Source organism: Enterobacter adelaidei (assembly GCF_041937165.1).
Classification (GTDB): domain Bacteria; phylum Pseudomonadota; class Gammaproteobacteria; order Enterobacterales; family Enterobacteriaceae; genus Enterobacter; species Enterobacter adelaidei.
Genome location: NZ_CP154353.1, coordinates 433,242 through 445,379 on the forward strand (window position 1 = coordinate 433,242; position 12,138 = coordinate 445,379).

18 protein-coding genes are annotated in these 12,138 nt (G+C 52.5%); 12 read left to right on the plus strand and 6 right to left on the minus strand.

What is annotated here, in order from left to right:
• Nucleotides 1-29 precede the first annotated feature (29 nt).
• Together yjfN and bsmA are read right to left on the minus strand one after the other, a co-directional pair.
• Complete coding sequence (gene yjfN, locus AAHF05_RS02105; RefSeq protein ID WP_032666749.1) at nt 30-317, minus strand: DUF1471 family protease activator YjfN; 288 nt, start codon at nt 315-317, stop codon at nt 30-32.
• 136 nt (nt 318-453) lie between these two features.
• Nucleotides 454-783 carry a biofilm peroxide resistance protein BsmA gene (bsmA, locus tag AAHF05_RS02110; protein WP_129324135.1) on the minus strand — a complete coding sequence of 110 codons (330 nt, stop codon included), beginning with the start codon at nt 781-783 and terminating at the stop codon, nt 454-456.
• Nucleotides 784-920: 137 nt separating this feature from the next.
• Between bsmA and yjfP the strand changes: the two genes are divergently transcribed.
• Nucleotides 921-1,643 carry an esterase gene (yjfP, locus tag AAHF05_RS02115; RefSeq protein ID WP_028016450.1) on the plus strand — a complete coding sequence of 241 codons (723 nt, stop codon included), beginning with the start codon at nt 921-923 and terminating at the stop codon, nt 1,641-1,643.
• Here the strand turns inward: yjfP and ulaR are convergent.
• On the minus strand, nt 1,640-2,395 hold the full coding sequence (gene ulaR, locus AAHF05_RS02120) for an HTH-type transcriptional regulator UlaR (RefSeq protein WP_028016451.1): 756 nt from the start codon (nt 2,393-2,395) through the stop codon (nt 1,640-1,642). The genes yjfP and ulaR overlap by 4 nt on opposite strands.
• Nucleotides 2,396-2,504: 109 nt before the next feature.
• Entirely contained in the window at nt 2,505-3,569 is a 1,065-nt protein-coding gene (gene ulaG / locus AAHF05_RS02125) for an L-ascorbate 6-phosphate lactonase (protein ID WP_028016452.1), read from the minus strand.
• Nucleotides 3,570-3,927: 358 nt separating this feature from the next.
• Here ulaG and ulaA point away from each other — a divergent pair, with 358 nt between their 5' ends.
• Genes ulaA through AAHF05_RS02155 form a run of 6 tightly spaced genes read left to right on the plus strand, consistent with a single transcriptional unit; the run spans nt 3,928 to nt 8,335 of the window.
• Nucleotides 3,928-5,328: a PTS ascorbate transporter subunit IIC gene (gene ulaA, locus AAHF05_RS02130; protein WP_028016453.1), complete on the plus strand. Its 1,401-nt coding sequence runs from the start codon at nt 3,928-3,930 to the stop codon at nt 5,326-5,328.
• Between the two features lie 12 nt (nt 5,329-5,340).
• Complete coding sequence (gene ulaB, locus AAHF05_RS02135; protein WP_003856022.1) at nt 5,341-5,646, plus strand: PTS ascorbate transporter subunit IIB; 306 nt, start codon at nt 5,341-5,343, stop codon at nt 5,644-5,646.
• Nucleotides 5,647-5,655: 9 nt separating this feature from the next.
• Complete coding sequence (gene ulaC, locus AAHF05_RS02140; protein ID WP_129324134.1) at nt 5,656-6,123, plus strand: PTS ascorbate transporter subunit IIA; 468 nt, start codon at nt 5,656-5,658, stop codon at nt 6,121-6,123.
• Between the two features lie 12 nt (nt 6,124-6,135).
• Nucleotides 6,136-6,786, plus strand: coding sequence for a 3-keto-L-gulonate-6-phosphate decarboxylase UlaD (gene ulaD, locus AAHF05_RS02145; RefSeq protein ID WP_023345304.1), 651 nt, complete (start codon nt 6,136-6,138; stop codon nt 6,784-6,786).
• 9 nt (nt 6,787-6,795) lie between these two features.
• Complete coding sequence (locus AAHF05_RS02150) at nt 6,796-7,656, plus strand: L-ribulose-5-phosphate 3-epimerase (protein WP_129324133.1); 861 nt, start codon at nt 6,796-6,798, stop codon at nt 7,654-7,656.
• Entirely contained in the window at nt 7,649-8,335 is a 687-nt protein-coding gene (locus AAHF05_RS02155) for an L-ribulose-5-phosphate 4-epimerase (RefSeq protein WP_129324132.1), read from the plus strand. Before AAHF05_RS02150 ends, AAHF05_RS02155 begins: the two co-directional genes overlap by 8 nt.
• A gap of 141 nt (nt 8,336-8,476) precedes the next feature.
• Here AAHF05_RS02155 and yjfY read toward each other — a convergent pair whose 3' ends face one another.
• On the minus strand, nt 8,477-8,752 hold the full coding sequence (gene yjfY / locus AAHF05_RS02160) for a DUF1471 family protein YjfY (protein WP_129324131.1): 276 nt from the start codon (nt 8,750-8,752) through the stop codon (nt 8,477-8,479).
• A 345-nt stretch (nt 8,753-9,097) separates the two neighbouring features.
• Between yjfY and rpsF the strand changes: the two genes are divergently transcribed.
• The 4 genes from rpsF to rplI are packed head-to-tail and all read left to right on the plus strand — an operon-like array spanning nt 9,098 to nt 10,537.
• A complete protein-coding gene (gene rpsF, locus AAHF05_RS02165; protein ID WP_014830397.1) occupies nt 9,098-9,493 on the plus strand; it encodes a 30S ribosomal protein S6 in 396 nt (131 codons plus the stop codon).
• 6 nt (nt 9,494-9,499) lie between these two features.
• The gene (gene priB / locus AAHF05_RS02170) at nt 9,500-9,814 is read left to right on the plus strand and encodes a primosomal replication protein N (RefSeq protein WP_008502895.1); all 315 of its coding nucleotides are present in this window, start codon (nt 9,500-9,502) and stop codon (nt 9,812-9,814) included.
• A gap of 4 nt (nt 9,815-9,818) precedes the next feature.
• On the plus strand, nt 9,819-10,046 hold the full coding sequence (gene rpsR, locus AAHF05_RS02175; RefSeq protein WP_000135199.1) for a 30S ribosomal protein S18: 228 nt from the start codon (nt 9,819-9,821) through the stop codon (nt 10,044-10,046).
• A 41-nt stretch (nt 10,047-10,087) separates the two neighbouring features.
• A complete protein-coding gene (rplI, locus tag AAHF05_RS02180) occupies nt 10,088-10,537 on the plus strand; it encodes a 50S ribosomal protein L9 (RefSeq protein WP_028016458.1) in 450 nt (149 codons plus the stop codon).
• A 68-nt stretch (nt 10,538-10,605) separates the two neighbouring features.
• Here the strand turns inward: rplI and AAHF05_RS02185 are convergent, their stop codons facing one another.
• Nucleotides 10,606-11,244, minus strand: a complete 639-nt coding sequence (locus AAHF05_RS02185; protein ID WP_129324130.1) for an OapA family protein — start codon at nt 11,242-11,244, stop codon at nt 10,606-10,608.
• Nucleotides 11,245-11,477: 233 nt separating this feature from the next.
• Between AAHF05_RS02185 and fklB the strand changes: the two genes are divergently transcribed.
• The gene (gene fklB / locus AAHF05_RS02190; RefSeq protein ID WP_028016460.1) at nt 11,478-12,098 is read left to right on the plus strand and encodes an FKBP-type peptidyl-prolyl cis-trans isomerase; all 621 of its coding nucleotides are present in this window, start codon (nt 11,478-11,480) and stop codon (nt 12,096-12,098) included.
• Nucleotides 12,099-12,138 lie beyond the last annotated feature (40 nt).

A 12,138-nucleotide genomic window follows, 5' to 3' on the forward strand; every position in this document is an offset into this window, starting at 1 on the left:
TAAAAGTAAGTGGCTTTTATCGGGAGGGGTTAAACATAAAGAATGGCCTGTACGCGCCAATGATCAACATGGTTATCTTCCTGCATCTGGATGATTCGATACCAGGAAGCGCCCTGCTCATCGGCTTTCAATGCAACTACACGTTCAACGTCTTGCGGGCTCCCTGAAATATTATTCACGGAGATCTGGCCTATTTCATTCAGACCCGTTACACAATCAGCACTGGCGAATTCTGCTGACTGTGCGGTTGTGCTCACAAGGCCAGCTGAGAGCAACAGAGAGGTCAAAGCAAGAGTTCGTTTCATCGTCAGCTCCATTTCACATATTTCCGGTATCCGCCGGGCAATCCTTCGCAAATAAACTCACTTCCATTGTCGCGGGCATGGAGTTTATTGTGGACAGGAAAATGTCTATGGACGCAAAGCAGTGTAAATGTCGTTCAAAGGAAGACCATTACTTATGGTACAAAATTGCCTGTGAGTACCACTGTCCCGTTATGATGCTTTCATCGATCATAATGATGACGTAATAATCTGCTTTGGCGGCGACGGCTTGTGCTTTTATTGCCTCTTCAGCGTCATCCGGAGAGCCGCGAACCAGCGCGGAGACCGTGCCCATTCGCTGTAATCCTTCCGTCTGATTACGACGAATCTCCTGTGGATGATCGGCGACCGGCGGAGCGGGCTGCGGCGTTCCCTGCAGTGCGTTACAGCCACTGAGCAGAGACACCAGCAATAAAGCAGCAAACCTGCGCATAACCATATCTCGTTTCCTGATAGCCATAGTGTAGTTGTCTGTGAATTTAGTTTTGGGGGAATGTTCCCGAAGTGTTATCTGGGACGTATATTTCGAATGAAAATGACGTGAAAGCGTAACCCAGTTCTCAACATTATGAATCATACATTCGGACAGGGTCGACAATGATTGAAATTGAAATACGCCATCTCGGCGGCCATGAAATTTTACACGCGATACCAGCGGGAAAACGTGATGTGCCGCTGCCTGTTATCGTTTTTTATCATGGGTTTACGTCTTCGAAGCTGGTTTACAGTTATTTTGCGGTGGCGCTGGCTCAGGCCGGCTTTCGAGTGGTAATGCCGGATGCACCTGACCACGGCGCACGCTTTACGGGTAATGAACAGGCGCGGCTTGGACAGTTCTGGCACATTCTGCACGGCAGTCTGACCGAGTTTGCCGGGTTGCGTGATGCGCTCTATGAGGCAGGGCTGGTGGCTGATGATCGTCTGGCCGTGGCCGGGGCGTCAATGGGGGGCATGACGGCGCTGGGGATTATGACGCATCACCCAGAGGTGAAATCCGTCGCCTGCCTGATGGGCTCGGGCTATTTTACCTCACTGGCGAAGACGCTTTTTCCCCCTCAGGATTTAACGGAAATGACCGCGACGCTGGCAGAGTGGGAAGTGACCCGGGCATTGCCGCGTCTGGCCGATCGCCCGCTGCTGTTGTGGCACGGTGACGCGGATGACGTGGTCCCACCCGATGGAACCTTCCGTCTTCAACAGTCGTTGCAGCGCGAGGGACTGGATAGCAACCTGACCTGCCTGTGGGAAGCGGGCGTCCGCCACCGCATCACGCCCACGGCACTGGACGCCACGGTGGCATTCTTCCGCCAGCATTTTTAAACGCGCAGGACTTTGACGCCCTGATCCTCCAGTTTCTGGAGGATCTCTGGGTTGGCCCCTTTGCCGGTGATCACCATGTCGATCTGTTCGGCGCGGCTGAATAACATCCCTGCGCGCTCGCCCACTTTGCTGCTGTCGACCAGCACAACGAGCTTGCCTACAACGTTGAGCATGTTTTGCTCCGCCATCGCAGTCAACATATCGGTTTTATACAGGCCATCAGCGGTAAGGCCTTTACCGCTGGTAAACATCCAGTGACCGGCATAAAGACTGTTTTCGCTATCCTGTGGGCTGAGGGTGATGGACTGACTTTTATTGTATTGGCCACCCATAATAACGACGCTTTCATGTTCCTGATCGATAAGATAGTTGGCGAGCGGTAAGTAGTTGGTGATGATTTGTACCGGTTTTCCGCACATCTCCCGGCCCAGAAGAAACGCCGTGGAGCCACAGTTGATCACCACGCTTTCGCCGGGATTCACCAGCTGCGATGCGGCTCTGGCAATACGCACTTTTTCATCATGATTTTGTGCCTGATGAATGTTCATTGGCGTCCAGCGCGGGCGTTGTTGGCTGATCGCTTCTGCGCCGTTGCGGACTTTTTTCAGTTTCCCGCTCTCATCCAGCTTGTTGATATCCCGCCGTGCTGTCGCCGGGGAAATCCCTAAATGCTCGATGACTTTCTCGACGGTGATGAAACCTGTTTGCGCCAGGAGTTCCAGGAGAATTTGATGCCGTTGCGCTTCCGTCATGAGCTATTCCGATAAGAATTGATTTGAAAAGATGATATTTGAAATAGCATGAAATTACTAAAATAATTATGGAATCGCCAGACAGAAGTCTGGCGATTTGGCTTCACAATCAGAGGAAGGACTTGAACGGCAGGTCGGGTTCAATGGTGAAGCAATCATCAAAGCCACGCGGGTAGTGATACTCGAGATTGTCTTTGTCCAGTGGCCAGGTGAACTTGCCTCCAACCTGCCAGATGAATGGCTTGAAGCCATATTTCAGACGATCTTTTTTCATCTCCCACAGTACGCGGATTTCCTGTGGGTCGGCCTGGAAATTGGACCAGATATCATGGTGGAACGGGATCACCACTTTGGTGTTCAATGCTTCCGCCATGCGCAGCATATCAGCGCTGGTCATCTTGTCAGTGATGCCGCGTGGGTTCTCGCCGTAGGAGCCCAGCGCCACGTCAATCTGATGTTCATTACCGTGCTTCGCATAGTAGTTGGAGTAGTGAGAGTCACCGCTGTGGTACAGAGAGCCGCCAGGGGTTTTAAACAGATAGTTAACCGCGCGCTCGTCCATGCCATCTGGTAGTACCCCAGCGGCTTTCTGATCGGCAGGCAGAGTAATCAATGCGGTACGGTCAAAGGCATCAAGCGCGTGGATTTCAATGTCTTTAATTTTCACCACATCGCCCGGCTTCATGACAATGCAGCGCTCTTTCGGTACACCCCAGCCAATCCAGAGATCCACGCAGGTCTGCGGTCCGATAAACGGGACGTCATCGGCACAGTTTTGCATGACCGCTGCCGCTACATTTACGTCGATATGGTCGTTGTGATCGTGCGTTGAGAGAACAGCATCGATCTGCCGAATAGCAAATGGATCAAGCACAAAAGGTGTCGTACGCAGGTTTGGCTGCAGTTTTTCCACACCCGCCATACGCTGCATCTGATGGCCTTTTTTCATCAACGGGTTGCCGTGGCTCTGTTTGCCCGTACCGCACCAGAAATCGACGCAAATGTTCGCACCACCCTCTGATTTCAACCAGATACCGGTACAACCCAGCCACCACATTGCAAAGGTACCGGGAGCAACCCGTTCCTGCTCGATCTCTTCGTTCAGCCAGCTACCCCATTCCGGAAAGGTGCTCAGAATCCATGATTCGCGGGTGATGGTGTTTACTTTACTCATCGTTTGACTCCTGGTTTTAATCAAAAGTAATCACAATGTGATTTGTTGTGATTAATGCTGGCACCATTTGACGTACTTTGCAACGGTAAAAATGAGGAATTTTATCTGTTCGACTTCACGGATTATCCGCTTTTACCTTGTTAGACTATCTCTTATTAATTATTAATTGCATGAATTATAAAGATTAAATTATTTATCTCAGAGGGCGGTGAAAATCATTGCTCACAGCATGGAAATAATTTGCGTGATACGTCACAAATAATCAAATCCAATCTTGTGGTGATTATTTGTGATTACTAGAGTGATGGCACCAACCACACAGGGATTGCCCCTCGTGTTCTCATTTCTGGAGAGAGTTATGGAGATCCTCTACAACGTCTTTACCGTGTTCTTTAATCAGGTAATGACTAACGCCCCGCTGCTGCTGGGTATCGTGACGTGCCTGGGCTATATCCTGCTGCGCAAGAGCGTCAGCGTTATTATTAAAGGCACGATTAAGACCATCATTGGTTTCATGCTGTTGCAGGCAGGGTCAGGCATTCTGACCAGCACGTTTAAGCCTGTCGTGGCCAAAATGTCGGAAGTGTATGGCATCAATGGTGCGATCTCTGACACATATGCATCAATGATGGCCACTATCGATCGCATGGGTGATGCCTATAGTTGGGTCGGTTATGCGGTGCTGCTCGCGCTGGCGCTGAACATTATTTATGTTCTTCTGCGCCGCATTACAGGCATTCGCACCATCATGCTGACGGGACACATCATGTTCCAGCAGGCGGGGCTCATTGCGGTTTCTCTCTATATTTTCGGCTACCCAATGTGGACCACGATTATCTGCACCGCAGTGCTGGTATCGCTCTACTGGGGTATCACCTCCAACATGATGTACAAGCCAACACAGGAAGTGACTGATGGTTGCGGTTTTTCCATCGGCCATCAGCAGCAGTTTGCCTCCTGGATTGCTTACAAAGTTGCACCGTACCTGGGTAAAAAAGAAGAGAGCGTTGAAGACCTCAAGCTGCCTGGCTGGCTGAATATCTTCCACGACAACATCGTTTCTACGGCGATTGTGATGACTCTCTTCTTCGGCGCCATTCTGCTCTCCTTCGGCATTGATGTAGTGCAGGCGATGGCAGGGAAAACCCACTGGACGGTCTATATCCTGCAGACCGGCTTCTCCTTCGCAGTGGCAATTTTCATCATCACTCAGGGCGTGCGTATGTTCGTTGCCGAGCTGTCTGAAGCCTTCAACGGGATTTCCCAGCGCCTGATTCCTGGCGCAGTACTGGCGATTGACTGTGCGGCTATCTACAGCTTCGCACCGAACGCGGTGGTCTGGGGCTTTATGTGGGGCACTATCGGCCAGCTGATTGCGGTGGGCATCCTGGTAGGCTGCGGCTCCTCAATCCTGATTATCCCTGGTTTTATCCCTATGTTCTTCTCCAACGCCACCATCGGCGTCTTTGCAAACCACTTTGGCGGCTGGCGCGCGGCGCTCAAGATCTGCCTGGTGATGGGCATGGTGGAAATTTTCGGTTGTGTGTGGGCGGTCAAGCTCACCGGCATGAGCGCCTGGATGGGCATGGCGGACTGGTCAATTCTGGCGCCACCAATGATGCAGGGCTTTGCATCCGTCGGACTGGTCTTTATGGCCGTCATCATTCTGATTGCTCTGGCTTATATGTTCTTCGCGGGCCGCGCTCTGCGCGCTGAAGAAGATGCGGAAAAACAAACAGCAGAAGTGTCTGCTCATTAAGGAGTTTCGATTATGACCGTACGTATCCTGGCTGTGTGTGGCAATGGGCAAGGTAGCTCCATGATCATGAAGATGAAAGTGGACCAGTTTTTAACCCAGTCAAACATCGATCACACGGTGAACAGCTGCGCAGTGGGTGAATACAAAAGTGAGCTGAACGGCGCGGACATCATCATCGCCTCTACCCACATCGCCGGCGAAATTAGTGTGTCAGGCAATAAATATGTCGTGGGTGTACGCAACATGCTTTCACCTGCGGATTTCGGACCAAAGCTGTTGGAAGTGATCAAAGAACATTTCCCACAAGACGTGAAGTAAGGACGCCACATGAAACTACGTGATTCTCTGGCAGAGAATAATTCCATTCTTTTACAGGCTGAGGCCAGCACCTGGCAGGAAGCGGTGAAGCTGAGCGTGGATTTACTGGTTAAAGCTGATGTTGTCGAGCCACGTTATTACCAGGCCATTCTGGATGGTGTTGCTCAGCACGGCCCTTACTTTGTCATTGCACCGGGCCTGGCCATGCCACATGGCCGGCCGGAAGAGGGGGTGAAGAAAACCGGCTTTGCCATGGTGACGCTGAAAACGCCGCTGGTGTTTAACCATGAAGATAACGACCCGGTAGACATTCTTATCACCATGGCCGCTGTTGATGCCAATACCCACCAGGAGGTGGGCATCATGCAGATTGTGAATCTGTTTGATGACGAGGCCAATTTCGACCGTTTACGTGCCTGCCGCACCGAGCAGGAAGTGCTGGATTTAATTGATATCGCCACTGCGGCGGCAGTTTAAGAGGAATTGAACATGTCATTACCAATGTTGCAAGTTGCGCTGGATAACCAAACGCTGTCCCACGCTTACGAAACGACCCGTCTGATTGCAGAAGAAGTGGACATCATCGAAGTTGGAACCATTTTGTGCGTGGGCGAAGGTGTCCGTGCTGTTCGCGACCTGAAGGCGCTCTATCCGCACAAAATCGTGCTGGCGGATGCCAAGATTGCGGACGCAGGCAAAATTCTCTCTCGTATGTGTTTTGAAGCCAACGCCGACTGGGTCACCGTGATCTGCTGTGCGGATATCAACACCGCCAAAGGCGCGCTGGACGTGGCAAAAGAGTTTAACGGCGACGTGCAGATTGAATTGACCGGCTTCTGGACCTGGGAGCAGGCGCAGGAGTGGCGCGACGCGGGCATTCAGCAGGTGGTTTACCACCGTAGCCGTGATGCACAGGCTGCAGGCGTGGCGTGGGGTGACGCAGATATCAGTGCGATTAAACGTCTGGCTGATATGGGCTTTAAAGTGACCGTTACGGGCGGCCTGGCGCTGGAAGATCTGCCGTTATTCAAGGGTATTCCAATTCACGTCTTCATTGCGGGTCGTAGCATCCGCGATGCTGCCTCCCCGGTAGAAGCGGCGCGTCAGTTCAAACGCTCCATCGCTCAGCTTTGGGGCTAAGGAGCGGGTATGTTGTCAAAACAAGTCCCGCTTGGCATCTATGAAAAGGCGCTCCCCGCGGGGGAGTGCTGGCTGGCGCGGTTACGGTTGGCAAAAGAGCTGGGTTTCGATTTTGTCGAAATGTCAGTGGATGAGACAGACGATCGCCTCTCTCGCCTCGACTGGAGCCGTGAACAACGCCTGGCGCTGGTGGGCGCTATCGCTGAAACGGATGTGCGCGTGCCCTCCATGTGTCTCAGTGCCCATCGGCGGTTCCCGCTTGGGAGTGAAGATGATGCCGTGCGTGCTCAGGGTCTGGAGATCATGCGGAAAGCCATTCGCTTTGCTCAGGACGTCGGCATCCGGGTGATCCAACTGGCGGGTTATGACGTTTACTATCAGGAAGCCAACGATGAAACGCGCCGTCGTTTCCGTGACGGCCTGAAAGAGAGCGTCGAGATGGCAAGCCGTGCGCAGGTGACGCTGGCGATGGAGATCATGGATTATCCGTTAATGAACTCGATCAGCAAAGCGCTGGGCTACGCGCACTATCTGAATAATCCGTGGTTCCAGCTCTATCCTGATATTGGCAACTTGTCGGCATGGGATAATGACGTGCAGATGGAACTGCAGGCAGGTATAGGTCATATCGTGGCGGTTCACGTCAAAGATACGCGGCCTGGTGTGTTCAAAAATGTTCCGTTCGGCACCGGGGTGGTGGATTTCGAACGGTGCTTCCTGACGCTCAAGCAGACAGGGTATTGCGGGCCTTACCTGATTGAGATGTGGAGTGAAACGTCGGATGACCCGGCCGCGGAAGTGGCGAAAGCGCGCGACTGGGTGCGTGAGCGAATGGCGCGGGCGGGTATGCTGGAGGCTGAACATGCTTAAGCTCAAACAGCAGGTCTTTGAGGCAAATATGGATCTGCCGCGTTACGGCCTGGTGACCTTCACCTGGGGTAACGTCAGTGCTATCGATCGCGATCGTGGGGTGATCGCGATTAAGCCGAGCGGTGTGGTGTATGAAACCATGAAAGTGGACGATATGGTGCTCGTGGATCTCGAAGGAAATGTTGTCGATGGCAAATGGCGACCTTCTTCCGATACGGCCACTCACCTGGCGCTTTACCGGCGTTATCCTTCACTGGGTGGTGTTGTGCATACGCACTCAACGCATGCTACGGCCTGGGCACAGGCGGGTCTGGCAATACCCGCTCTGGGAACTACGCATGCAGATTACTTCTTTGGCGACATCCCCTGTACACGGGCACTTACGCAGGATGAAGTGGAAGGTGAGTACGAACTCAACACCGGTAAGGTGATTATTGAGACCTTGGGAGACAGTGAGCCGCTGCATACACCGGGCATTGTGGTGTACCAGCACGGTCCGTTCTCGTGGGGTAAAGATGCCCACGACGCTGTCCATAATGCGGTGGTCATGGAGGAGGTGGCACGAATGGCGTGGATTGCCCGCGACATTAACCCACAGGTTCAGGGCATTGATGATTACCTGATGGACAAGCACTTCAAGCGTAAGCACGGCCCAAACGCATATTACGGGCAAAAGTGAATAAGTGCTCTGGAATACCAAAAAACAGTTGTAACCGGTGGTATTTCAGAGCCATTCATAAAAAAAAGCCCCCGGGCTGGGGGCAAGTTAAACTATGGCTATGTTCTCGTTGTTGGGCTTCCTGGTGCTAGCGTTAAAACGTTATCTGTATATATCTGCACTGGCGTGCATGTTGCCGTTGCTACCGGGTTCACGCATCAGAATGACGTGATAGTATGTAGCACCCTGAGCATCGGTTTCTTTGTTAAGAGACTGATCTGCTTCACTTTCAGTGGCGAAATTATGATTGATGTAGATTACGCCCAAGCTTTGCACATCATCCATGTTTCTGGCCTGTCGGCTGTCTATTTTGATGGCTGCCATCGCGTTTGCACTGAGCAAAAGCGCAGCCATTATGGCTAATACGATTTTTTTCATGATATGCGCTCCACGACTGCGTGCTGTGAGAGAGTGGTGTGATACTCCTTCTTTAATTCAGATGACCTCTGATTAAAGTGTAATCACTCATTCGGCGGGAAAGCGTGACCATTTCTGATGCTGTTGTTCAAAAAAACAACGCTTTCGGATGTGAGTAATTTTAAATCATCCACTTAGACCAGCTTTGCGCTTTGTGCGAATTATTTGTGCAATCAGCTTGAGTTTCCAGGGGTGTGCAAGTATTATGACGCGTCAATTTTTCAGCCGACCTTTAACACGTTCCTTGCCTCCCCGGGCCTCGGCTGACCCAGACAGGAGGCTGAATAATCCGTAAGGAGCAATTCGATGCGTCATTACGAAATCGTTTTTATGGTCCATCCTGACCAGAGCGAACAGGTTCCGGGTATGATCGAGCGCTACACTGGTGCAATCACTGCAGCAGCGGGCACGATCCACCGTCTGGAAGACTGGGGCCGCCGTCAGCTGGCTTACCCGATCAACAAACTGCACAAAGCTCACTACGTTCTGCTGAACGTTGAAGCGCCGCAGGAAGTGATCGATGAGCTGGAAACTAACTTCCGCTTCAACGATGCCGTTATCCGCAGCATGGTTATGCGTACTAAACACGCAGTTACCGAAGCATCTCCGATGGTTAAAGCGAAAGACGAGCGCCGCGAGCGTCGCGATGATTTCGCAAACGAAACCGCAGATGATTCTGATGCTGGGGATTCTGAAGAGTAATTTCTGATGACCAACCGTCTGGCGTTGTCCGGCATCGTATGCAGGGCTCCCCTTCGAAAGGTCAGTCCATCAGGAATTCCGCATTGCCAGTTCGTGCTTGAGCATCGTTCTGTGCAAGAGGAAGCCGGGTTTCACCGGCAGGCGTGGTGCCAAATGCCCGTTATTATTAGCGGACACGAAAACCAGGCCATTACTCACAGTTTAACGGTCGGTAGTGCAGTAATCGTTCAGGGGTTCATCTCTTGCCACAAGGCAAAGAACGGTCTGAGCAAAATGGTTCTGCATGCCGAGCAGATTGATTTGATAGATTCTGGAGACTAGCCATATGGCACGTTATTTCCGTCGTCGCAAGTTCTGCCGTTTCACCGCGGAAGGCGTTCAAGAGATCGACTATAAAGATATCGCAACGCTGAAAAACTACATCACCGAAAGCGGTAAGATTGTCCCAAGCCGTATCACCGGTACTCGTGCAAAATACCAGCGTCAGCTGGCTCGCGCTATCAAACGCGCTCGCTACCTGTCCCTGCTGCCGTACACTGATCGTCATCAGTAATCGGGCACGGTCCATTAATACGACTTTAAGAGGATAAGGTAATGCAAGTTATTCTGCTTGATAAAGTAGCAAACCTGGGCAGCCTGGGTGATCAGGTAAACGTTAAAGCGGGCTACGCTCGTAACTTCCTGGTTCCACAGGGTAAAGCTGTTCCAGCTACCAAGAAAAACGTAGAGTTTTTCGAAGCACGTCGCGCTGAACTGGAAGCCAAACTGGCTGACGTTCTGGCGGCTGCTAACGCTCGCGCTGAGTCAATCAACGCACTGGGCACCGTTACCATCGCTTCCAAATCTGGCGACGAAGGTAAACTGTTCGGTTCCATCGGTACCCGCGATATCGCTGATGCAGTTTCTGCAGCAGGCGTTAAAGTGGCTAAGAGCGAAGTTCGTCTGCCGAACGGCGTTCTGCGTACCACTGGTGAGCACGAAGTTGACTTCCAGGTTCACAGCGAAGTGTTCGCTAAACTGGTTGTTAACGTTGTAGCTGAGTAATTTTTTACTCTGCTCACGTCGAGACGCCGGCCTTGTGCCGGCGTTTTGCTTTTTAAAGAACCGGGTTCTTAACGTGACCTGATAAAACTGCCATCTGGCTGACGGGTAAACAGCACCTGCTGACCATTTCCCGTATCAATCGTTAGCCCGGTGACCACACCGCTGGCATTCTGACGAATCTGCACCATCTGACCATTTTGCAGGTTGCTGAGCGGCTTACCTGAACCCTCCACCTGCGCCATGGCATACACATCCGTTGGCGGCAGGTTATGGTCGCGGAACAGCTGCGCCAGGGTTTTGCCTGGCTCTACGCGATAAGAGCGCCACTGCTGCTGGATACCGGTGGGCTGCTGCGTCTGTGGCTCAGCAGCGGCCTGTTCCTGCGGCTGTTCATCCTGGACAGGTTCTGGCTCAACTGGCGCGACCTGACCCGGATCGTTAGACGGCGTGACCAGCTGCGTCTGCATGGGTTGTGCATCAGGCTGAGGCCGCGTCTGCGACTGAATGTCCAGCTGTGCATTGCGGGTGACGGGCGCGGTATTGACATCATCGCCGCCGGAAGGAAGCAGGAAGCCCACGATCACCATCAGCGCGCCGATGATGATCCCTCTGCGATGCAGGGGAGGCAGCGGGTCCATGATGCGAAAATTGTCCGGCGCCTGCCAGATTTTCGCCAGGGTAGGTTTCAGTTCAAATCGCCCGGGCATGGCTCTCCTCCTGCTCCGCGTATTTTTTATCCTGTGCTCCGAAGTATAGTTTGCTAACTGCCTGAACGGCGTAGCAAACCCGACATCCGTGACATCAGTTCGGGATTAATCCTGGTTATCTCTATTGTTTCTGTTTCGTCGCGGTTTGTCACCTTAACTTCAGACAAAGTTTTACCCATAAGGGCATGGCTGATATGCTGCCCGCTACTTTAAATGTGATGGAAGGAAATCCCATGACCACCCCGACTTTTGACACTATCGAAGCGCAGGCAAGTTACGGTATCGGCTTGCAGGTAGGACAGCAGCTGAGCGAATCCGGCCTGGAAGGTCTGTTACCTGAAGCGCTGGTGGCGGGTATCGCTGATGCGCTGGAAGGCAAACAGCCTGCCGTTCCGGTTGATGTTGTGCACCGTGCGCTGCGTGAAATCCACGAACGTGCTGACGCTGTACGTCGCGCACGTTTCGAAGAGATGGCAGCAGAAGGTGTTAAATTCCTGGAAGAGAACCGCGAGCGTGAAGGTGTGAACAGCACGGAGTCAGGCCTGCAGTTCCGCGTGATCAACCAGGGCGATGGCGCAATCCCGGCTCGCACTGACCACGTTCGTGTGCATTACACCGGTAAACTGATCGACGGTACTGTGTTCGACAGTTCTGTTGCGCGTGGCGAACCGGCTGAATTCCCGGTGAATGGTGTTATCGCGGGCTGGATCGAAGCGTTGACCCTGATGCCAGTCGGATCCAAATGGGAACTGACTATTCCGCACAACCTGGCTTACGGCGAGCGTGGTGCTGGTGCATCCATCCCGCCATTCAGCACGCTGGTCTTTGAAGTCGAGCTGCTGGAAATTCTGTAATCGACTTTTCTTATTTCCTCTCCCCGGTTGGGGAGGGGAA

Excerpts from the sequence above, each read along its gene's own strand:
- bsmA (WP_129324135.1), bottom strand. The coding sequence starts at position 783 with ATGGCTATCAGGAAACGAGATATGGTTATGCGCAGGTTTGCTGCTTTA.
- AAHF05_RS02150 (WP_129324133.1), top strand. The coding sequence starts at position 6,796 with ATGTTGTCAAAACAAGTCCCGCTTGGCATCTATGAAAAGGCGCTCCCC.
- yjfN (WP_032666749.1), bottom strand. The coding sequence starts at position 317 with ATGGAGCTGACGATGAAACGAACTCTTGCTTTGACCTCTCTGTTGCTC.
- ulaC (WP_129324134.1), top strand. The coding sequence starts at position 5,656 with ATGAAACTACGTGATTCTCTGGCAGAGAATAATTCCATTCTTTTACAG.
- yjfY (WP_129324131.1), bottom strand. The coding sequence starts at position 8,752 with ATGAAAAAAATCGTATTAGCCATAATGGCTGCGCTTTTGCTCAGTGCA.
- yjfP (WP_028016450.1), top strand. The coding sequence starts at position 921 with ATGATTGAAATTGAAATACGCCATCTCGGCGGCCATGAAATTTTACAC.
- rplI (WP_028016458.1), top strand. The coding sequence starts at position 10,088 with ATGCAAGTTATTCTGCTTGATAAAGTAGCAAACCTGGGCAGCCTGGGT.
- priB (WP_008502895.1), top strand. The coding sequence starts at position 9,500 with ATGACCAACCGTCTGGCGTTGTCCGGCATCGTATGCAGGGCTCCCCTT.
- ulaA (WP_028016453.1), top strand. The coding sequence starts at position 3,928 with ATGGAGATCCTCTACAACGTCTTTACCGTGTTCTTTAATCAGGTAATG.
- fklB (WP_028016460.1), top strand. The coding sequence starts at position 11,478 with ATGACCACCCCGACTTTTGACACTATCGAAGCGCAGGCAAGTTACGGT.
- ulaD (WP_023345304.1), top strand. The coding sequence starts at position 6,136 with ATGTCATTACCAATGTTGCAAGTTGCGCTGGATAACCAAACGCTGTCC.
- ulaG (WP_028016452.1), bottom strand. The coding sequence starts at position 3,569 with ATGAGTAAAGTAAACACCATCACCCGCGAATCATGGATTCTGAGCACC.
- AAHF05_RS02185 (WP_129324130.1), bottom strand. The coding sequence starts at position 11,244 with ATGCCCGGGCGATTTGAACTGAAACCTACCCTGGCGAAAATCTGGCAG.
- AAHF05_RS02155 (WP_129324132.1), top strand. The coding sequence starts at position 7,649 with ATGCTTAAGCTCAAACAGCAGGTCTTTGAGGCAAATATGGATCTGCCG.
- ulaB (WP_003856022.1), top strand. The coding sequence starts at position 5,341 with ATGACCGTACGTATCCTGGCTGTGTGTGGCAATGGGCAAGGTAGCTCC.
- rpsR (WP_000135199.1), top strand. The coding sequence starts at position 9,819 with ATGGCACGTTATTTCCGTCGTCGCAAGTTCTGCCGTTTCACCGCGGAA.
- rpsF (WP_014830397.1), top strand. The coding sequence starts at position 9,098 with ATGCGTCATTACGAAATCGTTTTTATGGTCCATCCTGACCAGAGCGAA.
- ulaR (WP_028016451.1), bottom strand. The coding sequence starts at position 2,395 with ATGACGGAAGCGCAACGGCATCAAATTCTCCTGGAACTCCTGGCGCAA.